At 70.9% G+C, this 25,984-nt stretch carries 14 protein-coding genes, 1 tRNA gene and 1 rRNA gene; 12 read left to right on the forward strand and 4 right to left on the reverse strand.

Annotation, left to right across the window (positions count from 1 at the left end; all coding sequences use genetic code 11):
• The first annotated feature begins 159 nt into the window (after positions 1–159).
• From rrf to ABZ915_RS11410, 3 genes are all read left to right on the forward strand, one after another.
• Positions 160–276 (forward strand): 5S ribosomal RNA (rrf, locus tag ABZ915_RS11400).
• A gap of 113 nt (positions 277–389) precedes the next feature.
• Positions 390–1,052 (forward strand): DegT/DnrJ/EryC1/StrS family aminotransferase, encoded by a 663-nt coding sequence (locus ABZ915_RS11405; protein ID WP_361800961.1) that lies wholly within the window; start codon positions 390–392, stop codon positions 1,050–1,052.
• 96 nt (positions 1,053–1,148) lie between these two features.
• Positions 1,149–1,224 (forward strand) — tRNA-Thr (locus ABZ915_RS11410).
• A gap of 52 nt (positions 1,225–1,276) precedes the next feature.
• On the opposite strand, the gene ABZ915_RS11415 is transcribed toward ABZ915_RS11410, so the two are convergent.
• The gene (locus ABZ915_RS11415) at positions 1,277–4,033 is read right to left on the reverse strand and encodes a SpoIIE family protein phosphatase (RefSeq protein WP_361799545.1); all 2,757 of its coding nucleotides are present in this window, start codon (positions 4,031–4,033) and stop codon (positions 1,277–1,279) included.
• Positions 4,034–4,410: 377 nt separating this feature from the next.
• Here ABZ915_RS11415 and ABZ915_RS11420 point away from each other — a divergent pair, with 377 nt between their 5' ends.
• The 9 genes from ABZ915_RS11420 (at position 4,411) to ABZ915_RS11460 (ending at position 18,916) form a co-directional block, all read left to right on the forward strand.
• A complete protein-coding gene (locus ABZ915_RS11420) occupies positions 4,411–9,870 on the forward strand; it encodes a HAMP domain-containing protein (RefSeq protein WP_361799548.1) in 5,460 nt (1,819 codons plus the stop codon).
• A gap of 327 nt (positions 9,871–10,197) precedes the next feature.
• Positions 10,198–10,881 carry a response regulator gene (locus tag ABZ915_RS11425; RefSeq protein WP_361799551.1) on the forward strand — a complete coding sequence of 228 codons (684 nt, stop codon included), beginning with the start codon at positions 10,198–10,200 and terminating at the stop codon, positions 10,879–10,881.
• Positions 10,882–11,005: 124 nt separating this feature from the next.
• Entirely contained in the window at positions 11,006–13,774 is a 2,769-nt protein-coding gene (locus tag ABZ915_RS11430; protein ID WP_361799554.1) for a DNA translocase FtsK, read from the forward strand.
• 293 nt (positions 13,775–14,067) lie between these two features.
• On the forward strand, positions 14,068–14,910 hold the full coding sequence (locus ABZ915_RS11435) for a RodZ domain-containing protein (RefSeq protein ID WP_361799557.1): 843 nt from the start codon (positions 14,068–14,070) through the stop codon (positions 14,908–14,910).
• 109 nt (positions 14,911–15,019) lie between these two features.
• Positions 15,020–16,492: a 30S ribosomal protein S12 methylthiotransferase RimO gene (gene rimO / locus ABZ915_RS11440; protein WP_361799560.1), complete on the forward strand. Its 1,473-nt coding sequence runs from the start codon at positions 15,020–15,022 to the stop codon at positions 16,490–16,492.
• The gene (pgsA, locus tag ABZ915_RS11445; protein ID WP_361799563.1) at positions 16,489–17,265 is read left to right on the forward strand and encodes a CDP-diacylglycerol--glycerol-3-phosphate 3-phosphatidyltransferase; all 777 of its coding nucleotides are present in this window, start codon (positions 16,489–16,491) and stop codon (positions 17,263–17,265) included. Before rimO ends, pgsA begins: the two co-directional genes overlap by 4 nt.
• Complete coding sequence (locus tag ABZ915_RS11450) at positions 17,262–17,807, forward strand: CinA family protein (RefSeq protein ID WP_361799566.1); 546 nt, start codon at positions 17,262–17,264, stop codon at positions 17,805–17,807. The genes pgsA and ABZ915_RS11450 overlap by 4 nt, the downstream gene beginning before the upstream one ends.
• A 109-nt stretch (positions 17,808–17,916) precedes the next feature.
• The gene (locus ABZ915_RS11455; protein WP_361454779.1) at positions 17,917–18,291 is read left to right on the forward strand and encodes a helix-turn-helix transcriptional regulator; all 375 of its coding nucleotides are present in this window, start codon (positions 17,917–17,919) and stop codon (positions 18,289–18,291) included.
• Between the two features lie 154 nt (positions 18,292–18,445).
• Positions 18,446–18,916, forward strand: a complete 471-nt coding sequence (locus tag ABZ915_RS11460) for a DNA starvation/stationary phase protection protein (RefSeq protein WP_361799569.1) — start codon at positions 18,446–18,448, stop codon at positions 18,914–18,916.
• 327 nt (positions 18,917–19,243) lie between these two features.
• Here ABZ915_RS11460 and ABZ915_RS11465 read toward each other — a convergent pair whose 3' ends face one another.
• The 3 genes from ABZ915_RS11465 to ABZ915_RS11475 form a co-directional block, all read right to left on the reverse strand.
• The gene (locus ABZ915_RS11465) at positions 19,244–20,008 is read right to left on the reverse strand and encodes an SDR family NAD(P)-dependent oxidoreductase (protein ID WP_361799572.1); all 765 of its coding nucleotides are present in this window, start codon (positions 20,006–20,008) and stop codon (positions 19,244–19,246) included.
• Between the two features lie 32 nt (positions 20,009–20,040).
• Entirely contained in the window at positions 20,041–20,886 is an 846-nt protein-coding gene (locus tag ABZ915_RS11470) for a DNA-formamidopyrimidine glycosylase family protein (RefSeq protein WP_361799575.1), read from the reverse strand.
• Between the two features lie 106 nt (positions 20,887–20,992).
• Complete coding sequence (locus ABZ915_RS11475; protein WP_361799578.1) at positions 20,993–25,933, reverse strand: ATP-dependent helicase; 4,941 nt, start codon at positions 25,931–25,933, stop codon at positions 20,993–20,995.
• Positions 25,934–25,984: the final 51 nt, after the last annotated feature.

The raw sequence follows: 25,984 nt of genomic DNA on the forward strand, positions 1-25,984 counted from the left end.
GTTGATAGGCCGGATCTGGAAGCCAGGTAACTGGTGGAGGTGACCGGTACTAATAGGCCGAGGGCTTGTCCTCAGTTGCTCGCGTCCACTGTGTTGGTTCTGAAACCACGAACAGCCCCACGTTGCCACGACGTGGTCCGGTTGTCTGTTTCATAGTGTTTCGGTGGTCATAGCGTGAGGGAAACGCCCGGTTACATTCCGAACCCGGAAGCTAAGCCTCACAGCGCCGATGGTACTGCAGGGGGGACCCTGTGGGAGAGTAGGACACCGCCGAACAAATATTGACGGGTTGGTCCCTGAACTTCGGTTCGGGGACCAACCCTTTTTTGTTATGCGTCACTTGAAGTTCACGTTCCGCAACCAGCATCCATCTCATGGGTACTGCTGCAATGCTCAGGGCCGCCGGCGTCGGAGTCGGTGACGAGGTCGTCGTGCCGGCCTTCGGGAACGTCGAGGTAGCCGAAGCCGTGACCCTCGCCGGTGCGCTTCCGGCGTTCGCCGACATAGATCCGGCGACGTACTGCCTCGACGCCGAGGCAGTCGAGGCGGCCATAACTCCTCGTACCGCGGCGGTCGTTGTCGTGCATCGTTTCGGACGGCGGGCGGACATCGCCCGGTTGCACGCGATCGGTCAGCGCCACGGGCTGCTGGTGCTGGAGCAGGGCGAGTCCGAGGCGCCGTACGACGAGGTCGCCCAGCGCAGGGAGCGGGCCGCCTATCTCGACGCCAAGCTCAGGGGCGTGCGGACGCCCGACGGCGGCGACGGACACACCTACCAGCAGTACGTGGTGCGGGTGCCGGGCAACGGGCGGCCGGACCGTGACGCCTTCGCCAGGGCGATACGGGCCAAGGGAATCGAGTGCCGGGTGCCCGTGAAGACGCCGGTGCACCGGCTGCCCGAGTTCCGGCGTTGCGTGGCACTGCCGGAGACCGAACGGGCCGCGGACGAGACGCTCGCGCTGCCCGTGGACGCTTCGTTGACGAGGCGTGAGATGCAGCGGGTCGTGTCCGCGTGCAATGCCCTCGGAGGGCTGCTCCAGCCCGCTTTCTGAGTGGGCGATGAGCGTGCACTGAACGAGTTTGGGAACCCGGGTCTGTTCGGGGTACGATCTATTTCGTTGCCGCGAGGGAAACCTCGAAAGCGACAGGCCCCTATAGCTCAGTCGGCAGAGCGTCTCCATGGTAAGGAGAAGGTCAACGGTTCGATTCCGTTTGGGGGCTCCAGCAGAAGGACCCAGAAAAGACCCCGCCCACTCGGGCGGGGTCTTTTCATGTCCTACTCCGTCTGGATACCCGGAACGCGCATCGCCAGGATCGCCATGTCGTCGGACGGGGCGTCGGACGCGAAGCGTTCCACCGCGCGCATGATCCGGGCGGCCACCGCTCCCGCGGTGAGACCCGTGCAGGTCGTGAGGACCTCCGCGAGGCCGTCGTCGCCCAGCATGCGGGTGCCCTCACGGCGTTCCGTGACGCCGTCCGTGACGCACAGCAGGACGTCGCCCGGGTCCAGGACGACCGTCTCCTCGTACAGCTCCAGGTCCTCGATGACGCCGAGGAGCGGCTGTGGCTCGGCCGCCGCCTCCACCGTGCCGTCCTGGCGCAGGCGCAGGGGGAGCGGGTGGCCGGCGCACACCACCTTCAGTTCGGCGCTGCCGTCCTCCCGTGGCCGCAACTCGCCGTACAGGAGCGTCAGGAAACGGCTGCGGGCGCCCTCGTCGAGGATGGCGGAGTTCAGGCGTTCGAGGACCGCGGGGCCGCTCAGCCCCTCGCGTGCCAGCAGGCGCAGCGCGTGCCGGGCCAGGCCGGTGACCGCGGCGGCGTTCGGGCCCGTACCGCAGACGTCGCCGATGGCGAAGCCGTACGCGCCGTCGCTGATCGGGAAGACGTCGTAGAAGTCGCCGCCGACCTCGTTGCCCTCGCCGGCCGCGCGGTAGATGACCTCGACCTCGACGCCGTTGATCTGCGGCTGGCCGGGCGGCAGGAGGCTGCGCTGGAGGGCCTGGCTGATGGCCGTCCGCTCCGAGTACAGGCGGGCGTTGTCCAGGGCCAGGGCGGCCCTGCGGGACAGGTCCTCGGCCAGTTCCAGGATCTCCTGGCGGAAGTGTTCGTCGGTGGGTTTGCCCAGCGTCAGCATGCCGATGACGCGGTTGCGGGCGACCAGCGGCAGGACGACCGTCTCGCCGCCGACCGCGGAGGCCGTGGCGAGCGTGGGGCCGATGCTCGAGGACAGCGGGTAGGCGGGCACGCCGGTCAGGCCGAGGCTGCGCATCGAGGAGCGCAGGGCCGCCTGGTGTGCCACCTCGCCGGGGGCCGACCAGACGCGGGCGCCCGGCGTCGGTACCGGGTCGGGCGGGGCGACCTTCGACAGCAGGGACTTGATGCCGTCGATGAGCTCCTCGTCCTCGTGCAGCACGTACGAGAGGTACGGCTCGGAGGCCTGGTCGGCGATGGTGTAGACGGCGCACCAGGTGGCAAGGGTCGGCACCGTCATCTGCGCCATCAGGGCGAGGGTCTGGTCGCGGTCGAGGGTGCCGGCGAGCAGGTCGGACGCCTCGACGAGGAAGCTGAGCGAACCGCGGCGCAGGCGTTCCAGCTCGCCGAGGCGGGCCGATTCGACGGCCAGGGCGATCCGGTCGGCGGCGAACTGGAGGCGCAGGGCCTCCTCGTTGGAGTATCTGCCCGGAGCCTCCGCCGCGACGCCGAGGGATCCGGTGAGGCGGCCCTCGACCTTCAGCGGCACGGTGACGACCGAGCGCATACCCGTGTCGTTGAGGAGGGGTACGGCGCCGTGGACCGCGGTGAGGTCGTCGTGGACGGCGGGCATGCGGGCCGAGCCGTAGCGGCCGGGGCCCGCCTCGACGGGGACGCGGGCGAAGCGCTGGCGGGCGGACGGCAGGCCGGTCGAGGCGCGGACCTCCAGCTCCGTCTCGTCGTCGGTCGCGAGCAGCAGGAAGGCCGCGTCTCCGTCGAGCATGTCGCGGGCGCGTTCGACGGTGCGCTGGAGGAGGCCGTCGAGGTCGTCCGGCGCCGGGGAGCCGATGAACACCTCGAAGGGGTCGGTGCTCTGGCCGTCGGCGGCCGGGGCCGGGTCGGAGGACGGCAGGCGCATCGGCGTCTGGAGGACGGCGCGCTCATGGTCCCGCACCAGGAGGCAGACCGTGGAAGGCTCGCCGGCGGTGTCGCGGACCCGGAGGTGGGAGGCGTACACCGACGTCACCCGGCCGTCGGCGCCGCGGATGCCGTAGCTGCCCTCCCAGCGGGAGAGCTGGAGCGCCTCGGCGATTCCGGTGCCGGTGCCCGGGGTGTGCGGCCAGGCCGCGAAGTCGGTCAGGGGCCTGCCTGTGACCTGGGCGGCGGTGTGGCCGAAGAGTTCCTCGGCGTCCTCGTTCCAGGCCGTGACGGCGCCCTTGCGGTCGATCTGGACGACCGCGACGCGGACCCGGCCGTCGGCCAGCGGGAGGAGGTCGGCGGGCAGGGACGGGCCGGCGGCGCGGGTGCCGACCGGGCGTTCGGGCAGGTCGAGCTGGAACCAGACGTTCTTGTGGGTGGGGGTGTAGTCCACGCCCCAGCGGGCGGCCAGGGCGGCGCACAGCTGTAGTCCGCGACCGCCCTCGCGGTCGGGGCTGCCCATGGTGGCGGCCGAGCCCTGGAGGGGCACCTCGCGCTCGGGATACCGGTCGGCCACCTCGATGCGTACGCCGTCCTCGGTGCGCAGGCACAGCACGTCGGCGGCGGTGCCCGCGTGGACGACCGCGTTGGTCACCAGTTCGCTGGTGAGGACCACCGCGTCGTCCACGATGTCGGCGAAGCCCCAGCCCTGGAGGCTGTCACGGACGAAGGACCGGGCGGTCGCGACCGATCGTCCGACGGGTTCGAAGCTGGCGGCCGCGCGCGCGGTGATCACAGAACTCCTCGACCGGTTGTCGACGTGCAGGGATCCGGTGCCGTCCGGCTCGTGCCGCTGGTGCGGCATCCGCGTGCCCGTAGGCTGGGGGTCCGGGGGCTGTCCCCCCGGGATCAGTCCGGTGGTCATGGTCTGCGGCCGCCCCTCCGATGCCCGCTCGTTCTCGTGCCACCGCCCAGGCCGGACGGACCGGTGCGGCTGGACAGCCGCATGCAAGGTTACTTACCTTCGCGGTCCGTGAGGATGCCGGTCGGCGGGGATTACGCCCCCAAGGTGTGCGGACGATGTGCGAAGCTGCCGAACTGTTATGGCCTGGTTCGGCCGGGGTGAAACACTGGGCAAGCTTCTGGTGAAGGTCCGTCCAGGCTGCGTGCGTTCCGTGTACGGAGGGCAGCAGCCCCTGGTGCGAGCGGATCTCTTCTGGCAGAAATACGCACGAGTAACCGGTAGCCGAACAGAAGTACCCGAGCACAGCAGTAACGGTCGATCCCTGCGGGAGGGACACAGTGGAGTCTGGCGCAGCGACGCGGAGCACGAACACGCGCGCGAAGAACGGACCGTCCCAAAGCAGGCGGCGGGGCGGCACCACCCAGGTGGACACCGCCGCCCTGGACCGGCTGCTGGTGGCTCTCGTGGCCATGCGGGACGGGAATTTCCGCAAGCGGCTCACGGTGTCCGGGGACGGCGTGATGTCGGAGATCGCGGCCGTGTTCAACGAGGTGGCCGACCGGAATCTGCACCTGACGGGTGAACTGTCGCGAGTGCGGCGTGTGGTCGGACGTGAGGGAAAACTCACGGAACGGCTGGAGACCGGCGCCTGCGAGGGTTCCTGGGCCTCGGCCATCGACGCCTCGAACGCGCTCGTCGACGATCTCGTACGACCGGTTTCCGAGGTCGGCCGGGTCCTGACCGCGGTGGCGGAGGGCGATCTGTCGCCGCGCATGGAGCTCAGGACGCAGGCGCCGGACGGGACCGGGCATCCGCTGCGGGGCGAGTTCCTGAAGGTCGGGCGGACCGTCAACAATCTGGTCGACCAGCTGTCGACGTTCACCGACGAGGTCACGCGCGTGGCCAGCGAGGTGGGCACCGAGGGCAAGCTGGGCGGTCAGGCCCGGGTGCGCGGTATGTCCGGTTCGTGGAAGGACCTGACGGAATCCGTCAACACGATGGCGAACCGGCTCACCGCGCAGGTGCGTGACATCGCGCTGGTGACCACGGCGGTCGCGCGGGGTGATCTGTCACGCAAGGTCACCGTGCATGTGGCCGGCGAGATGCTGGAACTGAAGAACACCGTCAACACGATGGTGGAGCAGCTGTCCTCGTTCTCCTCCGAGGTGACCCGTGTCGCCCGTGAGGTGGGCACGGAGGGCATCCTGGGCGGCCAGGCGCAGGTGCCCGGGGTCGCCGGGGTGTGGAAGGAGCTCACCGACTCCGTCAACACCATGGGCGGCAACCTCACCGCCCAGGTGCGCGGGATCTCCCAGGTCACCACGGCCGTGGCCAACGGTGATCTGTCGCAGAAGGTGACCGTCCCGGCGCGTGGCGAGGTCGCGCAGCTCGCCGAGACCATCAACCAGATGACCGAGACGCTGCGGATCTTCGCCGACGAGGTCACCCGTGTGGCCAACGAGGTCGGAGCCGAGGGGCAGCTCGGCGGCCAGGCGAACGTGCCGGGCGCGGCGGGCACCTGGAAGGACCTGACGGACTCCGTCAACACCGTGTTCCGGAATCTGACCACACAGGTGAGGGACATCGCGGCGGTGACGACGGCGGTGGCCAGCGGTGACCTCTCGCAGAAGGTCACGGTCGACGTGGCCGGCGAGATGCTGGAGCTGAAGAACACCGTCAACGGGATGGTCGACCAGTTGTCGGCGTTCGGTGCCGAGGTCACCCGCGTGGCGCGGGAGGTCGGTGTCGAGGGTGAGCTGGGCGGTCAGGCGCAGGTGCCGGGGGCGGCCGGTACGTGGAAGGACCTGACGGACTCCGTCAACACGGCGTTCCGCAACCTCACCGGTCAGGTGCGCAACATCGCCCAGGTGACGACGGCGGTGGCCAACGGTGACCTCTCGCAGAAGGTCACGGTGGACGTCTCCGGCGAGATGCTCCAGCTGAAGAACACCGTCAACACGATGGTGGACCAGCTGTCGAGCTTCGCCGACCAGGTGACGCGGATGGCGCGGGACGTGGGCACGGAGGGCCGCCTGGGCGGACAGGCGCGTGTGGACGGCGTGTCGGGTACGTGGAAGGAGTTGACGGACTCCGTCAACTTCATGGCCGGCAACCTCACCTCGCAGGTGCGGCAGATCGCCCAGGTGACGACCGCGGTGGCCCGGGGTGACCTGTCGCAGAAGATCGACGTCGACGCGCGCGGGGAGATCCTCGAGCTGAAGAACACCATCAACACGATGGTCGACCAGCTCTCCGCCTTCGCCGACCAGGTCACCAAGGTGGCCCGCGAGGTGGGTACGGACGGCCGCCTCGGCGGTCAGGCGCAGGTGCCCGGCGTGGCCGGTGTGTGGCGCGACCTGACCGACTCGGTGAACGGCATGGCCGGCAACCTCACCGCCCAGGTGCGCAACATCGCGCAGGTCGCGACCGCGGTGGCCCGGGGTGACCTGTCGCAGAAGATCACCGTGGACGCGCGCGGGGAGATCCTCGAGCTGAAGAACACGCTGAACACGATGGTCGACCAGCTGTCGTCGTTCGCCCAGGAGGTCACGCGTGTCGCGCGCGAGGTGGGCACCGAGGGCATGCTCGGCGGTCAGGCGGAGGTCCAGGGGGTCGCGGGCACCTGGAAGGACCTCACGCAGTCCGTGAACTTCATGGCGAACAACCTGACCATCCAGGTCCGCAACATCGCCGAGGTCACCACGGCGGTCGCCAAGGGCGATCTGTCGAAGAAGATCACTGTGGACGCCAAGGGCGAGATCCTTGAGCTCGTCACGACGGTCAACACGATGGTCGACCAGCTGTCCAGCTTCGCCGAGCAGGTGACCCGGGTGGCCCGCGAGGTGGGCACGGAGGGCATTCTGGGCGGCCAGGCGCGCGTGCCGGGTGTCACGGGCATCTGGAAGGACCTGAGCGACAACGTCAACCTGATGGCCAACAACCTGACCATGCAGGTGCGCAACATCTCCCAGGTGTCGGCCGCGGTCGCCAACGGCGACCTGACCCGGCAGGTCACGATCGAGGCGAGCGGTGAAGTGGCGCAGCTCGCCGACACGATCAACACGATGGTCAAGACGCTGAGCTCGTTCGCCGACCAGGTCACCAAGGTGGCCCGCGAGGTGGGCACGGACGGCATCCTCGGCGGCCAGGCGCGCGTGCCGGGTGTGGCCGGCACGTGGAAGGACCTCACCGAGTCGGTGAACCAGATGGCGTCCAACCTGACCGGCCAGGTGCGCAACATCGCCATGGTCACCACCGCCATCGCCAAGGGTGACTTGACCAAGAAGATCGACATTGACGCCCGTGGCGAGATCCTCGAGCTCAAGACGACGATCAACACCATGGTCGACCAGCTGTCCAGCTTCGCCGAGGAGGTCACCCGGGTGGCCCGCGAGGTGGGTACCGAGGGGCAGCTGGGCGGTCAGGCGCGTGTGCGTGACGTCGACGGCACCTGGCGGGACCTGACGGAGTCCGTGAACGAGATGGCCGGGAACCTGACCCGGCAGGTGCGTGCCATCGCGCGCGTGGCGACCGCGGTGACCCGCGGCGACCTGAACCTGAAGATCGACGTCGACGCCTCCGGCGAGATCCAGGAGTTGCAGGACTACATCAACAAGATGATCGCCAACCTGCGCGACACCACGATCGCCAACAAGGAGCAGGACTGGCTCAAGGGCAACCTCGCCCGTATCTCCGCGCTGATGCAGGGCCGCCGCGATCTGGAGGACGTGGCCTCGCTGATCATGAGCGAGCTGACACCGGTGGTCTCGGCGCAGCACGGCGCGTTCTTCCTCGCGATGCCACTCGTCGACGGCAAGGACATGAGCGCCGAGAGCGAGGACGCGTACGAGCTGCGGATGCTGGGTTCGTACGGCTACTCGATGGGGTCCATGCCGACGTCGTTCCGGCCGGGTGAGGGGCTGATCGGAACGGCCGCCCAGGAGAGGCGCACGATCATCGTGGAGAACGCCCCCAGCGGCTACCTGAAGATCTCCTCGGGGCTCGGCGAGGCGCCGCCCGCACAGGTGGTCGTGCTGCCGGTGCTGTTCGAGAACACGGTCCTCGGCGTCATCGAGCTGGCGTCCTTCACGCCGTTCACGCAGATCCAGAAGGACTTCCTCAACCAGCTCGCCGAGATGATCGCGACCAGCGTCAACACCATCTCCGTCAACACCAAGACGGAGGTGCTGCTGCGGCAGTCGCAGGAGCTGACCGAGCAACTCAGGCTGCGTTCGGAGGAATTGGAACAGCGGCAGAAGGCGCTCCAGGCCTCCAACGCCGAACTGGAGGAGAAGGCCGAGCTGCTGGCCCAGCAGAACCGCGACATCGAGGTGAAGAACACCGAGATCGAGGAGGCGCGGCAGGTCCTGGAGGAGCGCGCCGAGCAGCTCGCGGTCTCCATGCGCTACAAGAGCGAGTTCCTGGCCAACATGTCGCACGAACTGCGTACGCCGCTGAACTCGCTGCTGATCCTGGCGAAGCTGCTCGCGGACAACGCCGAGGGCAACCTCTCCCCGAAGCAGGTCGAGTTCGCCGAGACCATCCACGGGGCGGGCTCCGACCTGCTCCAGCTGATCAACGACATCCTCGACCTGTCGAAGGTCGAGGCGGGCAAGATGGACGTCTCCCCGACGCGTATCGCGCTGGTCCAGCTCGTGGACTACGTGGAGGCCACCTTCCGGCCGCTGACCGCCGAGAAGGGCCTCGACCTGTCCGTGCGGGTCTCGCCGGAGCTGCCCGCCACGCTGCACACGGACGAGCAGCGGCTGCTCCAGGTGCTGCGGAACCTGCTGTCCAACGCGGTGAAGTTCACCGACTCCGGCTCGGTCGAGCTGGTGATCCGGCCGGCCGGATCGGACGTGCCGGTGCGCATCCGGGAGCAGCTGCTGGAGGCCGGGTCGCTGACCGACGCGGACGCGCCGCTGATCGCGTTCTCCGTGACCGACACCGGCATCGGCATCGCCGCCGGCAAGATGCGGGTGATCTTCGAGGCCTTCAAGCAGGCGGACGGCACCACCAGCCGCAAGTACGGCGGTACGGGCCTCGGGCTGTCGATCTCGCGGGAGATCGCCCAGCTGCTCGGCGGTGAGATCCACGCGCAGAGCGAGCCGGGACGCGGCTCGACGTTCACGCTGTATTTGCCGCTGCACCCCAGCGAACTGCCGCCACAGGGCTACCAGCAGTCCCTGCCCGCGCTGGAGGCGGGCGACCTGGTCGCCTCGGAGGGCCACTCCACCGAGCTGTCCCCCGTGGAGATCGAGACGCCGGCCGAGGTGAAGTCGTACCGGGAGACCCAGAACGGCCCCGCCGCGCTCTTCCGGCGACGTCGCCGGGGCGCTCCGACGAACGAGCTGCGCACCGACCTCTGGCCGGTCGCCGAGCAGCAGGAGGCGGCGCACCCGTCGCACCGGCCGGTGCGGTTCGGCGGGGAGAAGGTGCTGATCGTCGACGACGACATCCGTAACGTCTTCGCGCTCACCAGCGTCCTGGAGCAGCACGGCCTGTCCGTGCTGTACGCGGAGAACGGCCGTGAGGGCATCGAGGTCCTGGAGCAGCACGACGACGTGGCGGTCGTGCTGATGGACATCATGATGCCCGAGATGGACGGGTACGCGACCACCACGGCGATCCGCCGGATGCCGCAGTTCGCCGGGCTGCCGATCGTGGCGCTGACCGCCAAGGCGATGAAGGGCGACCGGGAGAAGGCGATCGAGTCGGGCGCTTCCGACTATGTGACGAAGCCGGTCGACCCCGATCACCTGTTGGCGGTGATGAAGCAGTGGATGAGCGCGGAATGAGCGCCGGGCGGGTCTCGCATGAGCGGCGCATGAGCGCTGAGTGACCGTGTCGGCGGGCCCGGGTGAAAGTCGGGTGAAGGTGCCGGGAACCGGCGATGCGTGTGCGAAGTTGTTGACGCAGGGTGGCCGCGTAGGTGTGGAAGTGCGGGAATCGGGGAACCTTCTGGTCTCCCGCCGCGTTTCTGCTATGTGCACAGTGACATCGCGGTGACAGGGTGTGGCGACAGGCGGGGTGCGGCTACCATGACCGGCACAAGGACGGGCGGCGAAACGGAGTCGTCCCCTGGGGCGGCGCCCGGTGTACCGCCGGGGCGAGGAGGGCGGGCCATGGTGCAGAAGGCCAAGATCCTCCTGGTCGATGACCGGCCGGAGAATCTGCTGGCGCTGGAGGCCATCCTCTCTGCGCTCGATCAGACGCTGGTGCGGGCATCCTCCGGGGAGGAAGCGCTCAAAGCACTACTCACGGACGATTTCGCGGTCATTCTGCTGGACGTCCAGATGCCGGGAATGGACGGTTTCGAAACCGCGGCGCACATCAAGCGGCGAGAGCGGACCCGGGACATCCCGATCATCTTCCTCACCGCCATCAATCACGGCCCGCACCACACCTTCCGGGGCTACGCGGCGGGCGCGGTGGACTACATCTCCAAGCCGTTCGACCCCTGGGTGCTGCGCGCGAAGGTCTCCGTCTTCGTCGAGCTGTACATGAAGAACTGCCAGCTGCGGGAGCAGGCGGCGCTGTTGCGGCTCCAGTTGGAGGGCGGCAACGGCAAGGGCGCGGTCGGCGGTGGCAAGGAGTCGGCCGGACTCCTCGCCGAGCTCTCCGCCCGGCTCGCGGCGGTCGAGGAGCAGGCCGAGGCCCTGTCCAAGCAGCTTGACGACGAGTCGGCGGACGCCGCCGCGGTGGCCACCGCGGCCCATCTCGAACGCAAACTCACGGGGTTGCGCCGCGCACTCGACGCCCTGGAGCCGGGTACGGGCGGCGCCGCGCCGATGCCGTCGCAGAACTGACGCCCGCGGCGGCCGTACTTGCGAATGAGCGGGCGTCAGTTCCGTGCACTCCCAAGGGCGACACGAACGGGTGAAGCTCTGGGCGCGCGTGTCCACCGTCGTCTCCACCGGTAACCTCACATCCATGGCCTCACGTCCCTCCGCAGCCAAGAAGCAGCCCGCCAAGAAGGCGACCGCTGCGGCGAAGGCTCCGGCGAAGAAGGCCGCCGCGAAGAAGGCTCCGGCGAAGAAGGCGCCCGCCAAGAAGGCCGCGGCGAAGAAAGCCGCGCCCGCGCCCAAACCCGCCCCCAACCCCACCGGGGGCGTCTACCGGCTGGTGCGCGCCCTCTGGCTCGGCCTCGCGCACGCCGTCGGCGCCGTCTTCCGGGGCATAGGACAGGGCGCGAGGAACCTCGACCCGGCCCACCGCAAGGACGGCATCGCGCTGCTGCTGCTCGGAATCGCACTGATCGTCGCCGCCGGCACCTGGGCCGATCTGCGCGGCCCCGTAGGGGATCTCGTGGAGATCCTGGTGACCGGTGCCTTCGGCCGCCTCGACCTGCTGGTGCCGATACTGCTCGCGGTCATCGCCGTGCGGTTCATCCGGCACCCCGAGAAGCCGGAGGCCAACGGCCGGATCGTCATCGGCCTGTCCGCGCTCGTCATCGGCGTGCTGGGCCAGGTCCACATCGCCTGCGGCTCGCCCGCCCGCAGCGACGGCATGCAGGCCATAAGGGACGCCGGCGGCCTCATCGGCTGGGGCGCGGCGACGCCGCTGACGTACGCCATGACCGACGTCCTGGCCGTACCGCTGCTCGTGCTGCTGACGATCTTCGGGTTGCTGGTGGTCACCGCCACCCCGGTCAACGCCATCCCGCAGCGGCTGCGCGCGCTCGGCGTACGCCTGGGGCTCCTGCCCGACCTCGCCGACGACGAGTTCGACGAGTTCACCGACGACGACCAGCGGTACGAGGAGCAGTGGCGCGAGGCGATGCCCGCGCGCCCCCGAAGGCGCCGGAGCGCCCCCGAGGCGTACGACCCCGACAGCGCCGAGCAGGAGGCACTCGCCAAGCGCCGGGGCCGCCCCAGGCGCTCGGCGGTGCCGCAGCCCGCCATGGACCGGCACATGGACGCCGTGGACATCGCCGCGGCCGCCGCGGCCGACCTCGACGGCGCCGTCCTGCACGGCATGCCGCCCTCGCGGATCGTCGCCGACCTCACCCAGGGGGTCAGCGTCGGCGACCGGGAGGACACGACGCCGACGCCCGTACCGGCCCCCACGCCGGCTCCGGAGCGGACCGCGCCGCCCGTCCCGGCCCCGGCCGGACGGCCGAAGCAGGAGAAGGTCACGTCCGGCCCGGTCCCCGACCTCACCAAGTCGGCCCCCGAGGCGCCCCGGGACCTGCCGTCGCGCGCCGAGCAGCTCCAGCTCTCCGGCGACATCACCTACGCGCTGCCCTCCCTCGACCTGCTCACCCGCGGCGGCCCCGGCAAGTCACGCAGTGCCGCCAACGACGCGATCGTCGCCTCGCTCACCAACGTCTTCACCGAGTTCAAGGTCGACGCGGCCGTCACCGGCTTCACCCGCGGCCCGACGGTCACCCGCTACGAGGTCGAGCTCGGCCCCGCCGTGAAGGTCGAGCGGATCACCGCACTGACCAAGAACATCGCGTACGCCGTCGCCAGCCCCGACGTCCGGATCATCAGCCCGATCCCCGGCAAGTCCGCGGTCGGCATCGAGATCCCCAACACCGACCGGGAGATGGTCAACCTCGGCGACGTGCTGCGCCTCGCGGAGTCCGCGGAGGACGACGACCCCATGCTGGTCGCCTTCGGCAAGGACGTCGAAGGCGGCTACGTCATGCACTCGCTGGCGAAGATGCCGCACATGCTGGTCGCCGGCGCCACCGGCTCCGGCAAGTCGTCCTGCATCAACTGCCTGATCACCTCGGTCATGATCCGGGCGACCCCCGAGGACGTCCGGATGATCCTGGTCGACCCCAAGCGGGTGGAGCTGACCGCCTACGAGGGCATCCCGCACCTCATCACGCCGATCATCACCAACCCCAAGCGGGCCGCCGAGGCGCTCCAGTGGGTCGTACGCGAGATGGACCTGCGCTACGACGACCTGGCGGCCTACGGCTACCGGCACATCGACGACTTCAACCGTGCCGTGCGCGAGGGGAAGGCCAAGCCGCCGGAGGGCAGCGAGCGGGAGCTCCATCCGTACCCGTACCTGCTGGTGATCGTCGACGAGCTGGCCGACCTGATGATGGTCGCGCCGCGTGACGTCGAGGACTCGATCGTGCGTATCACACAGCTCGCGCGCGCGGCCGGTATCCATCTGGTGCTCGCCACGCAGCGCCCGTCGGTCGACGTCGTCACCGGCCTGATCAAGGCCAACGTGCCCTCCCGGCTCGCCTTCGCCACCTCCTCGCTCGCCGACTCGCGGGTCATCCTCGACCAGCCGGGTGCCGAGAAGCTGATCGGCAAGGGCGACGGCCTGTTCCTGCCGATGGGGGCGAACAAGCCGACCCGTATGCAGGGCGCGTTCGTGACCGAGGACGAGGTCGCCGCCGTCGTCCAGCACTGCAAGGACCAGATGGCGCCCGTCTTCCGGGAAGACGTCACCGTCGGCACCAAGCAGAAGAAGGAGATCGACGAGGACATCGGCGACGACCTCGACCTGCTGTGCCAGGCCGCCGAGCTGGTGGTCTCCACGCAGTTCGGGTCCACGTCCATGCTCCAGCGCAAGCTGCGCGTCGGTTTCGCCAAGGCCGGCCGGCTCATGGACCTCATGGAGTCGCGCGCCATCGTGGGACCGAGCGAGGGGTCCAAGGCGCGTGATGTTCTTGTGAAACCCGATGACCTGGACGGCGTGCTCGCGGTGATACGCGGGGAGTCTGAGGGGTAGGGATTGGTCCCGAAGGGACACGGGTCGTCCGGTGGCCGGGATGGAGCCGGACGGTTGCCTCGTCGTGATCCACCTGTTAGAGAGCGGCGGGCAACCGTTTCCCCTTGTCGCACGTCAAGTTGAGCGAGAGGACAGGTGCGGGCTCCATTCTGGGGTTCGTGCCTGGCCCGTCGTCGGTATGTCGGGCCATACCGATGGCGTACAAAGCCCAACCGCCCGGTTGCCCCACCCTTTTGCACCCCCCCTAGACTGAACTTCCAGCACAGGTGGCTACACGCTCGAAAGGCGCCCCCGTGTCCATCGGCAACTCTCCTGAAGACGAGCGTCCGTTCTCCGACGTCTCCGAGGAAGCCCGTACCTCCATCGGCCGTACGCTGCGGCAGGCGCGCATCGCCGCCGGGCTCACCGTCGACGACGTCAGCAGCGCCACTCGGGTCCGCATCGCCATCGTGCACGCCATCGAGGCGGACAACTTCGCACCCTGCGGCGGCGACGTGTACGCCCGCGGGCACATCCGGACCCTGGCCAGGGCCGTGCACCTCGACCCCGCCCCGCTGCTGGCCCAGTTCGACGCCGAGCACGGCGGGCGCCCCGCCCCGACCCCGGCCGCCCCGCTGTTCGAGGCGGAACGTATCCGCCCCGAGCGGCGTGGGCCGAACTGGACCGCCGCAATGGTCGCCGCGATCGTCGCGGTGATCGGCTTCGTCGGGTTCACGGTCGTCAAGGGTGGTGACTCCGGCAACGACGCCAAGGCGCAGGCGCACGAAGGTGCCACACCCACGATCAGCAAGGCCGCCTCGCCCACGCCCAAGAAGGACAAGCCCGCCGGCCAGAAGGCCGACCCGTCCGACAGCGCCATCGCGGCCGCGCCCCAGGACAAGGTGACCGTCCGGGTCAGCGCCGCGGGCGGGCGCAGCTGGATCTCGGCCAAGGACCACAACGGCCGCATGCTGTTCGACGGGCTCCTGAACAAGGGCGAGTCCAAGACCTTCCAGGACAGCTCGAAGATCAACCTCATCCTGGGTGACGCCGGCGCCATACAGCTCTACGTCAACGGCAAGAAGATCGAGGACGACTTCCAGCCCGGGGCCGTGGAGCGGCTGACGTACACGAAGGGCGACCCCGAGGTCGGCTAGGGCCCGCTGGGCACGAGCGGCCCGGAGAGGGCGTCTTCGCACGGGGTTGGCCAAGATCGGCCAACCCCGTCGACGTGGGGTGTCAGCGGGACGAAGTAGTCTTGAGCCCATGCCTGAACGCCGTACCGTCGCACTAGTCACTCTCGGCTGCGCCCGTAACGAGGTGGACTCGGAGGAGCTCGCAGGCCGTTTGGAGGCGGACGGCTGGCAGCTCGTCGAGGACGCCGGGGACGCCGATGTCGCCGTGGTCAACACCTGTGGCTTCGTGGAGGCCGCCAAGAAGGACTCCGTGGACGCCCTTCTGGAGGCCAACGATCTCAAGGGCCACGGCAGAACCCAGGCCGTCGTGGCGGTGGGCTGCATGGCCGAGCGGTACGGCAAGGAGCTCGCCGAGGCCCTCCCCGAGGCCGACGGTGTGCTCGGCTTCGACGACTACACGGACATCTCCGACCGCCTCCAGACCATCCTCTCCGGCGGCATCCACGCCTCCCACACCCCGCGCGACCGCCGCAAGCTGCTGCCGATCAGCCCGGCCGAGCGGCAGGCGGCGACCGATGTGGCCCTGCCCGGGCACGGCGCCCCGGCCGACCTGCCGGAGGGCCTGGCCCCGCAGTCGGGCCCTCGCGCACCCCTGCGCCGCCGGCTGGACGGCGCCCCGGTCGCCTCGGTGAAGCTCGCCTCCGGCTGTGACCGGCGCTGCTCCTTCTGCGCCATTCCGTCCTTCCGCGGCTCCTTCATCTCCCGCCGCCCGAGCGACGTGCTGAACGAGACGCGCTGGCTGGCTGAGCAGGGCGTCAAGGAGATCATGCTGGTCTCCGAGAACAACACCTCCTACGGCAAGGACCTGGGCGACATCCGCCTGCTGGAGTCCCTGCTTCCTGAGCTGGCGGAGGTCGACGGGATCGAACGTGTGCGCGTCAGCTACCTCCAGCCGGCCGAGATGCGTCCGGGCCTGATCGACGTGCTCACCTCCACCCCGAAGATCGCTCCCTACTTCGACCTGTCCTTCCAGCACTCCGCGCCCGACGTGCTGCGTGCGATGCGGCGCTTCGGCGACACCGACCGCTTCCTGGAGCTGCTCGACACCATCCGGAGCAAGGCCCCGCAGGCCGGCGTGCGCTCGAACTTCATCGTGGGCTTCCCCGGCGAGTCCGAGGCGGACCTGGGCGAGCTGGAGCGCTTCCTGAACGGCGCGCGACTGGACGCCATCGGCGTCTTCGGCTATTCCGACGAGGAGGGCACGGAGGCGGCGACCTACGACGGCAAGCTCGACGAGGACGTCGTCGCCGAGCGGCTGGCGCACATCTCCCGGCTGGCCGAGGAACTCGTCTCGCAGCGGGCCGAGGAGCGCGTCGGTGAGACCGTGCACGTCCTCGTGGAGTCCGTGGACGACGAGGAGGGCGTGTACGGCCGTGCGGAACACCAGGCCCCGGAGACGGACGGCCAGGTGCTGCTCACGAGCGGCGCCGGCCTGAGCGTCGGCCGTATGGTCGAGGCGAAGGTGGTCGGTACGGAAGGCGTCGACCTGGTGGCCGAGCCGCTCGAGGGCTCGCTCGCGTGTAGTGAGGAGGCGGACAGATGACCGGAGTCCCGGCGTCCGCCGCGGGCGGCTCCTCCGGCGCTCAGGGCGCCGCGAGCTCCGCCGGTGCCTCCGGCGCGGCGGCCGGCTCGGGCTCCGGCACCACCGCTCCCGGTGGCTCCGCCGAGGGTGCGCAGGGCGCGGGCAAGTCGCCCCGGGGCGCGAAGCTGGCGGCGGCGGCCGTCAACCAGGCCAGCGTCTGGAACGTCGCCAATCTGCTGACCATGCTCCGGCTGGTCCTGGTGCCCGGCTTCGTGGCCCTGATGCTGGCCGACGGCGGGTACGACCCGGCGTGGCGCTCGCTCGCCTGGGCCGCCTTCGCCGTCGCCATGATCACCGACCTGTTCGACGGTCACCTGGCGCGCACGTACAACCTCGTCACCGACTTCGGGAAGATCGCCGATCCGATCGCCGACAAGGCGATCATGGGGGCGGCACTGATCTGTCTGTCCGCGCTGGGCGATCTGCCGTGGTGGGTCACGGCCGTCATCCTCGGCCGGGAACTCGGGATCACGCTCCTGCGTTTTCTGGTCATTCGGTACGGCGTCATCCCGGCGAGCCGCGGCGGCAAGCTGAAGACGCTCACCCAGGGCGTGGCCGTGGGGATGTACGTGCTGGCACTGACGGGATGGCTGGCGACCCTGAGGTTCTGGGTGATGGCGGTGGCGGTCGTTCTGACCGTTGTGACCGGTCTCGACTATGTGAGACAGGCCATTGTGCTGCGCCGGCAGGGAATCGCCGAGCGCCGGGCGGCGTTGGAGGAGTCGGAAGCGTGAGTTCCCCGGCCACTGAAGTGGTGCGACTACTGACGGTGAAGGGCGAGACGGTCGCCGTCGCCGAGTCGCTCACCGGTGGTCTGGTGGCGGCCGAGATCACGACCGTCCCCGGGGCGTCCAAGGTGTTCCGGGGTTCGGTCACCGCCTACGCCACCGACCTGAAGCAGCGGCTGCTGGGTGTCGACGCCACCCTGCTGGCCCAGCGCGGGGCGGTGGACGCGCAGGTCGCGGCCCAGATGGCGGCCGGGGTGCGCAAGACGCTGGGCGCCGACTGGGGGCTGGCGACGACGGGGGTCGCCGGCCCGGACCCGCAGGACGGACAGCCCGTCGGCACGGTCTTCGTGGCCGTGGAGGGGCCGTTCGGGACCGGTTCCGGTTCTGCCGGTGGCGGAAAAGTCACAGCTCTGCGGTTGAACGGCAACCGTGCGGAAATTCGTATGGAGAGTGTACGGAGCGTGCTCGCACTGCTTCTCGAGCAGCTCGCGAGCGAACACAGCGGAAATGAGCGGGCACAGGATACGGAACGGAACGGGGGGTTTTGATGTTTGCAGCCCTGAGTGAACACGACATCGCTCCCCGCACGGCCGCAGCGCGAGGCGGTACGGTGGGGCGAGAAGGATGCGGCTACGCGGTCCGAGGAGGGAGCCACCGATGATTCTGCTCCGTCGCCTGCTGGGTGACGTGCTGCGTCGGCAGCGCCAGCGCCAGGGCCGTACTCTGCGCGAAGTCTCCTCGTCCGCCCGAGTTTCGCTCGGCTATCTCTCCGAGGTGGAGCGGGGGCAGAAGGAGGCTTCCTCCGAACTGCTCTCCGCCATCTGCGACGCGCTGGACGTACGGATGTCCGAGCTCATGCGGGAAGTGAGCGACGAGCTCGCCCTCGCCGAGCTGGCCCGGTCTGCCGCGGCCACCGAGCCCGTACCCACGCCGGTTCGCCCGATGCTGGGTTCCGTGTCGGTGACCGGCGTGCCACCGGAACGGGTGACCATCAAGGCGCCCGCCGAGGCGGTGGATGTCGTCGCCGCCTGACGCGACACGTCTGAGGCCCCGGCCGGGGCCGTCTCCGGGGAGACCTGGAGGAGCCCCCGGCCGGGGCCTTCGTGCTGCTGTCTCCGTTTGCCGGTGTCCGGTGGCGCGGTCATGGTGGAGGGACGTGACGGGGTCGAGGCATCGGAGGGTGCGCATGTCCGTCGTGAAGAGCCCATTGCCCGACGCGGACCTGAAGACCGTCTCGGAGGCGTTGCAGGGCGCCCTCGTGGACCTGGTGGACCTGTCGCTGGTCGCCAAGCAGGTCCACTGGAACATCGTCGGCCCCAGATTCCGCTCCATCCATCTCCAGCTCGACGAGGTCGTCGCCTCCGCGCGCACCCACTCCGACACCGTGGCGGAACGGGCGTCGACGCTGGGCGTGCCGCCCGACGGCCGCGCGGCGACCGTGGCGGCCGGCAGCGGTATCGCGGCGGCGCCCTCGGGCTGGATCAAGGACACCGACGCGGTGCGGGCGCTCGTCGACGCGCTGGGCGCGGTGATCACGCGGATGCGGGGCCGGGTGGCGGCGACCGGGGACCCGGATCCGGTGTCCCAGGACATCTTCATCACCATCACCGCGGATCTCGAGAAGCACCACTGGATGTTCCAGGCCGAGAACGGGTGAGCCGGCCGGGGGATGTCGTCGCCCGGCGTTGACGCCTCGGGTTGACGCCTGGGTTGACGACTTCCCCGGCCTTGCATCAGTGAGCCGTTGGTGCGCCTCCCCGGCGGGTTCGGTGGCGTTCTAGCGTCCGGCTGGAGGAGGCGGCCATGGTGGGGCGGACAGTGCGCTGGGGAGTCGTCCTGGGACTCGGGACGGTGTGGTGGTGGGCCGTGGTGCGGGTCGCCGTGGGGGACGGCGGCGTGGTCGAGGGGGCGGTCGTCACCGGGGGGTGGGGGCTCAGTCTGCTGCCGGTGCACTGTGTGCCGAAGAGACGGGCGGCGGGGAACCTCACCAGGGCATCGCCACCCCACCGTTCGGACGCAGGATCTGGCCCGTCGTGAAGGACGACGCGTCGGACGCCAGGTGCAGCACGGCGTGCGCGATGTCGTCGGCCTCGCCGACCCTGCCGAGCGGGGACATGCGGGCCATCAGGGCCTCGGTGTGCGCCTGGGCCTCGTGGTCGTGGCGGTCGGTCATCGGCGTGCGGATCCAGCCGGGGGCGACCGCGTTGACGCGGATGCCGTGCCGGCCGACCTCGGCCGCCAGCGTCTTGGTGAGCTGGACCACGGCCGCCTTCGCCGCGCCGTAGCAGAGCAGCCCCGGTCCGCCGGTGTCGATCGCGCCCGAGGCCATGGTGATGATGCTGCCCCGGGTGTGCCGGGCGAGCATCAGCCGGGCCGCCTCCTGGCAGGCGTACAGCACGCCCTTGAAGTTGACGTTCAGCACCCGGTCGAGGTCCTCGTCCCGGGTCTCCAGGACCGGGCTGCTGTGCATGACGCCGGCGATCGCCGCCATCACGTCCAGCCGCTCGCAGGAGCGGACCGCCTCGCCGAGCCGGGCGCGGTCCGTGACGTCGAGACTGTGGGTGCGGGCGGTGCCGCCGCGGTCCTCGATGAGGGCCGCCGTCTCGTGCAGGCCCTTCGCGTCCCGGTCGGCACAGTGCACCGTCGCGCCCGCCTCGGCGAGCAGGACGGCCGAGGCCCGGCCGATGCCACTGGCGGCGCCGGTGACGAATGCGGTGCGTCCGGTGAGGTCGTACGCCTTGACGGGCATGCAGCGACGGTACGAGCGTTTCTGACGGGTCGTCAATTGGGCGTGCGTCGATAGCGGTCCCGCCACTTCTGTGGTGCTCCCGGCACGGGAGCCGGGCCCTTCTGACAGGTGGGGCACCAGTAGGTGGGGCGTTCCTGGGTGCCGTCGCCCTGGTCGGCCACTTGGACCGGCGTGTGGCAGCGCAGGCAGGGGCGGGGTGCGCGGCCGTACACGAACAGGTCGTGGTGGCGCACGCCCGTGGTCTGCCGGACCGGGCGGTCGCGGTTCGCCTCGAGGAGCTTCTTGGCGAGGGCGGGCAGTTGGGCGGCGCGGTCCGCCGGGAGCGCGCCGGCGGGCAGCCACGGGGTCACGCCGAGCAGATAGCAGAGCTCGCTCTTGTAGATATTGCCGATGCCGGCGAGGTTGCGCTGATCGAGCAGGGCCTCCCCGAGCGGGCGGGCGGGGTCGGCCAGCAGGTTGGCCAGGGCGCGTTCGGGGTCCCAGTCCGGGCCGAGCAGATCGGGGCCGAGGTGTCCTACGACGCGCTCCTCCTCCCCGGTGCGCAGGAACTCCAGGACCTGAAGGCGGTAGCCGATGGCCGAGTGGTCGGTGGTGCCGAGGACGGCCCGGATCTGGTGGGCGGGTCCGCCCCGCCACCGCTCGTCCCGGCCGTAGACCTTCCAGGCGCCCTCCATGCGCAGGTGGGTGTGCAGCGTCAGGCCGCCCTCGATCCGGGTGAAGAGGTGCTTGCCGCGCGGGACGGTGCTCAGGACGGTCCGGCCGGTGAGGTCGACCGTGGCGTACTTCGGCACCCGGAAGTCGCTGCGGGTCAGCACCTTGCCCGCGAGCGCGCCGTGCAGCCGCCTCGCGGTCTGCCAGACCGTGTCACCCTCGGGCATGCGTCAAGGGTGACACGACGGGGTGACCTGCGGTGGACCGCGCGGGTGCCCCGCGGATCAGGCCCGCGGATCAGGCCCGCGGCGGACCGTGCGGTCGTCCCGCGGATCAGGCTCTGAGCCGCAGGCCGCGCGGGGTGGCGATGAACCCCGCTCCTTCCAGCAGGGCGCCGACGGGGGAGGTGAGGGCCGAGGCGCCGTTGACGCGCTCCACCGTGACCGTGCCGAGTGTGCCCGCGCGGGCGGCCGCCGCCAGGGCGTCCGCGGCCGAGCGGAGGCGGGGGTCGTCGGTCGCCTCCCTGTCCGGCGCACCGGGCCAGGCCAGCAGCGTCTTGCCGCCGCGCTCCATGTACAGCGTCAGCTCGCCGTCGACGAGCACCACCAGCGAGCCGGCCTTGCGGCCCGGCTTGTGCCCCGCCCCGTCCGGCGGCTCGGGCCAGGACAGGGCCGCGCCGTAGGCGTTCGCGGGATCGGCGGCGGCCAGGACGACCGCCCGGGAGTCGGGGGCCGAAGGCGTACGGGTACGCGGGGCGCCGTAGCCGGAGCCGTACGGGGAGACAGGACCGCCCCGGGGGCCGCCGAAGCCGGGCGAGGAGAGATCGGCGGCGGCGTCGCGCGGGGAGACGTAGTCGCCCGGGCCGGCGCGATGGTCGGCCGGCCAGTCGAAGTCGGCGAAGTCCGCGATGCCGTGTTCGCCGTCGCCCTGGCCGAAGGGGTCCGGGTCCGGGGGGTTGCCGGGCGTGCCGAAGGACTGGGGACCGGCGCCGCCGGAACCCGGGCCGGGCAGCCCCTCGCCCCGCTCGCGTGCGTTGGACACCGCGCGCAGACGGTCCACGGCTCCGTCCATCGCGAACTGCGCGGCGCCGAGGCCCTCGACCACGTAGCCGCGCCGGGCCTGTCCGGTCTCCTCGAAGGCGGACAGGATCCGGTACACGGCCGAGAAGCCGCCCTCGACGCCCTCCGCGGCGACCGCGCCCCGGGTGACCACGCCGTGCCGGTCGAGGAGGGCGCGGGCCAGGGCGTGGGCACGCACGGTCTGCTCCGGCTCGCGCTGGGGGAGCAGGGACCAGCGGCCGGCGACGGTCGGCGGTCCGCTGCGGGAGGCGGGGCGTGCGGCGGCCGTCAGCGAGCCGTAGCGCCCGCGCGGGACGGCGCGCTTGGCGCGGTGGGCCGTGGAGCCGGCGGTGCGGCCGGAACCCAGCAGGGAGCGCATCGGGGCGAGCGTGTCGTTGGTGAGCCGCCCCGACCAGGCCAGATCCCAGACGACGTCGGCCAGTTGGGGATCGGTGACATCGGGGTGGGTGGTGGCACGGACCTGGTCGGCGATCTGACGGAAGAACAGCCCGTAGCCCGCCGAGAGGGCGTCCAGGACGGACTGGTGAAGGGCGGTCAGTTCCAGCGGGTGGGGCGGCGGCAGCAACAGCGGGGCCGCGTCGGCCACGTACAGGGAGACCCAGCCGTCCTTGCCGGGCAGCGCGCCCGCGCCCGCCCACACCACCTCTCCCGCGGCGGTCAGCTCGTCGAGCATCGACGGGGTGTAGTTCGCCACGCGGGACGGCAGCACCAGCTTCTCCAGGGCGGATGCGGGCACGGACGCGCCCTGCAACTGCTCCACGGCGCGCACCAGTCCGTCGACCCCGCGCAGGCCGTGGCCCTTGCCGATGTGCTGCCACTGCGGCAGGAACTGCGCCAGCGCGGCCGGCGGCACCGGCTCCAGCTCGTGCCGCAGGGCGGCCAGGGACCGACGCCGCAGACGGCGCAGCACGGCCGCGTCGCACCACTCCTGGCCGATGCCCGCTGGATGGAACTCACCTTGGACGACACGTCCGTTGGCGGCCAGCCGCTGCAACGCGCCGTCCGTGACCGCCACGCCCAGGCCGAAGCGGGCCGCCGCCGTGGCCGACGTGAACGGGCCGTGCGTGCGGGCGTAGCGGGCGAGCAGGTCGCCCAGCGGGTCCTTGACCGGCTCGGTGAAGGCCTCGGGGACACCGACCGGCAGCGCCGTGCCGAGGGCGTCGCGCAGGCGGCCCGCGTCCTCGATCGCCGCCCAGTGATCGGCGCCCGCGACGCGGACCCGGATGGCCCGGCGGGCGCCGGCCAGCTCCCGCGCCCAGTGCGGCTCGGCGCCCCGCTCGGTGAGCTCGGCGTCCGTGAGCGGGCCGAGCACCCGCAGTACGTCCGCGACGCCTTCGACGTCCTTGACGCGGCGGTCCTCGGTGAGCCACTGAAGCTCCCGCTCCAGCTCGGTCAGCACCTCCGCGTCCAGCAGCTCGCGCAGCTCCGCCTGACCCAGCAGTTCGGCCAGCAGCCGGGAGTCCAGCGACAGAGCGGCCGCGCGGCGCTCGGCCAGGGGGGAGTCGCCCTCGTACAGGAACTGGGCGACGTATCCGAAGAGCAGGGAACGGGCGAAGGGCGAGGGCTCGGGTGTGGTGACCTCGACGAGGCGGACCTTGCGGGACTCCAGGTCGCCCATCAGCTCGACGAGTCCGGGGACGTCGAAGACGTCCTGGAGGCATTCGCGGACCGCCTCCAGGACGATCGGGAACGAGCCGAACTCGCTGGCCACTTGCAGCAGCTGGGCGGCGCGCTGGCGCTGCTGCCACAGCGGTGTGCGCTTGCCGGGATTGCGGCGCGGCAGCAGCAGCGCGCGGGCGGCGCACTCGCGGAAGCGGGACGCGAACAGCGCCGAGCCGCCGACCTGGTCGGTGACGACCTGGTCGACCTCGCCCTTGTCGAAGGCGACGTCCGCCGCGCCCACGGGGGCCTGGTCGGCGTCGTACTCCGTACCCGGGGACCCGTCGGCCTTCGTCGGTTCCCGGTCGAGCAGGTCCAGGCCCATGAGGTCGGCGTCCGGCAGGCGCAGCACGATGCCGTCGTCGGCATGCATGACCTGGGCGTCCATGCCGTACCGCTCGGACAGGCGGGCACCGAGCGCCAGCGCCCACGGGGCGTGCACCTGGGCGCCGAAGGGGGAGTGCACGACCACGCGCCAGTCGCCGAGCTCGTCGCGGAAGCGCTCCACGACGATCGTGCGGTCGTCCGGGACGTGACCGCAGGCCTCGCGCTGCTCGTCCAGGTACGACAGGACGTTGTCCGCCGCCCACGCGTCGAGGCCCGCCGCGAGGAGCCGCAGCCGGGCGTCGTCCTTGGACAGTGAACCGACCTCGCGCAGGAACGCGCCCACCGCGCGGCCCAGTTCCAGCGGGCGGCCCAGCTGGTCGCCCTTCCAGAAGGGCAGCCTGCCCGGCACGCCCGGCGCGGGGGAGACCAGGACGCGGTCGCGCGTGATGTCCTCGATGCGCCAGGAACTCGTGCCGAGCGTGAAGACGTCGCCGACCCGGGACTCGTAGACCATCTCCTCGTCGAGTTCGCCGACCCGGCCGCCGCCCTTCTTGGGGTCGGCACCGGCGAGGAAGACACCGAAGAGCCCGCGGTCGGGGATCGTGCCCCCGGAGGTGACCGCGAGGCGCTGGGCGCCCGGGCGGCCGGTGACGGTGCCGGTCACTCGGTCCCACACCACGCGCGGGCGCAGCTCGGCGAAGGCGTCGGAGGGGTAGCGGCCCGCGAGCATGTCCAGGACGGCCGTGAACGCCGATTCCGGGAGCGACGCGAAGGGGGCGGCGCGGCGGACCGTGGCGAGCAGGTCGTCGAACTGCCAGCTGTCCAGCGCCGTCATCGCGACCAGTTGCTGGGCGAGGACGTCCAGGGGGTTGGCGGGCACCTTCAGGGACTCGATGGCGCCGGTGCGCATCCGCTCGGTGACCACCGCGGCCTGGACCAGGTCTCCTCGGTACTTGGGGAAGACCACACCGGTGGAGACCGCGCCCACCTGGTGCCCCGCGCGGCCGACACGCTGGAGGCCGGAGGCCACGGAGGGCGGGGACTCGACCTGGACGACGAGGTCGACGGCGCCCATGTCGATGCCCAGTTCGAGGCTGGAGGTGGCGACCACGGCCGGGAGACGGCCGGCCTTGAGGTCCTCCTCGACCAGGGCGCGCTGCTCCTTGGAGACCGAGCCGTGGTGGGCGCGCGCGATGACCGGGGGCGCGCCGTGGGCCGCGCCGGAGCCGCCCATGAGCTCGGCCGGCGAGTGGTGCTCGTCCAAGGGTTCGCCGGTCGCCCGCTCGTACGCGATCTCGTTGAGCCGGTTGCACAGGCGCTCCGCGAGCCGCCGGGAGTTCGCGAAGACGATCGTGGAGCGGTGGGCCTGGACCAGGTCGGTGATCCGCTCCTCGACATGCGGCCAGATCGACGGCCGTTCCGCGCCCTCGCTGCCGTCGGCGACCGGGGAGCCGCCCAGCTCGCCCAGGTCCTCGACCGGGACGACGACGGACAGGTCGAACTCCTTGCCGGACTCCGGCTGGACGATCTCCACCTTGCGGCGCGGCGAGAGATAGCGGGCCACCTCGTCCACCGGGCGGACCGTCGCGGACAGGCCGATGCGGCGGGCCGGCCTCGGCAGCAGCTCGTCGAGGCGCTCCAGGGAGAGCGCGAGATGCGCGCCGCGCTTGGTGCCCGCGACCGCGTGCACCTCGTCCAGGATCACCGTCTCCACACCGGTCAGCGCGTCGCGCGTGGCCGACGTCAGCATCAGGAACAGGGACTCCGGGGTGGTGATCAGGATGTCCGGCGGTCGCGTGGACAGGGCTCGGCGCTCGGCGGCCGGGGTGTCGCCGGAGCGGATGCCGACCTTGACCTCCGGCTCGGGCAGGCCCAGCCGCACGGATTCGTGGCGGATGCCGGTCAGGGGGCTGCGCAGGTTGCGCTCCACGTCGACCGCGAGGGCCTTCAGCGGAGACACGTACAGCACGCGGCAGCGCTTCTTCGGGTCCGCCGGCGGAGGCGTCGAGGCGAGCTGGTCGAGTGCGGCGAGGAACGCTGCCAGCGTCTTGCCCGAACCGGTCGGCGCGACCACCAGCACGTCCGAGCCCTCCCCGATGGCCCGCCACGCCCCCGCCTGGGCCGCGGTGGGCGCGGAGAAGGCCCCCGTGAACCAGCCGCGGGTCGCGGGGGAGAAGCCGTCGAGGGCCCGGTGTGCGGAGCTGACCATGCGTCCATCCTGCACCCCGGCTCTGACAATCGCCCTGACCTGGGGAAACGC

The organism is Streptomyces sp. NPDC046915 (assembly GCF_040644935.1).
Classification (GTDB): Bacteria; Actinomycetota; Actinomycetes; order Streptomycetales; family Streptomycetaceae; genus Streptomyces.

Coding starts and splice junctions, on each gene's coding strand:
- ABZ915_RS11470 (WP_361799575.1), bottom strand. CDS start 20,886: ATGCCCGAGGGTGACACGGTCTGGCAGACCGCGAGGCGGCTGCACGGC.
- ABZ915_RS11405 (WP_361800961.1), top strand. CDS start 390: ATGCTCAGGGCCGCCGGCGTCGGAGTCGGTGACGAGGTCGTCGTGCCG.
- ABZ915_RS11460 (WP_361799569.1), top strand. CDS start 18,446: ATGTCCGTCGTGAAGAGCCCATTGCCCGACGCGGACCTGAAGACCGTC.
- ABZ915_RS11415 (WP_361799545.1), bottom strand. CDS start 4,033: ATGACCACCGGACTGATCCCGGGGGGACAGCCCCCGGACCCCCAGCCT.
- ABZ915_RS11475 (WP_361799578.1), bottom strand. CDS start 25,933: ATGGTCAGCTCCGCACACCGGGCCCTCGACGGCTTCTCCCCCGCGACC.
- ABZ915_RS11430 (WP_361799554.1), top strand. CDS start 11,006: ATGGCCTCACGTCCCTCCGCAGCCAAGAAGCAGCCCGCCAAGAAGGCG.
- ABZ915_RS11465 (WP_361799572.1), bottom strand. CDS start 20,008: ATGCCCGTCAAGGCGTACGACCTCACCGGACGCACCGCATTCGTCACC.
- ABZ915_RS11455 (WP_361454779.1), top strand. CDS start 17,917: ATGATTCTGCTCCGTCGCCTGCTGGGTGACGTGCTGCGTCGGCAGCGC.
- pgsA (WP_361799563.1), top strand. CDS start 16,489: ATGACCGGAGTCCCGGCGTCCGCCGCGGGCGGCTCCTCCGGCGCTCAG.
- rimO (WP_361799560.1), top strand. CDS start 15,020: ATGCCTGAACGCCGTACCGTCGCACTAGTCACTCTCGGCTGCGCCCGT.
- ABZ915_RS11425 (WP_361799551.1), top strand. CDS start 10,198: ATGGTGCAGAAGGCCAAGATCCTCCTGGTCGATGACCGGCCGGAGAAT.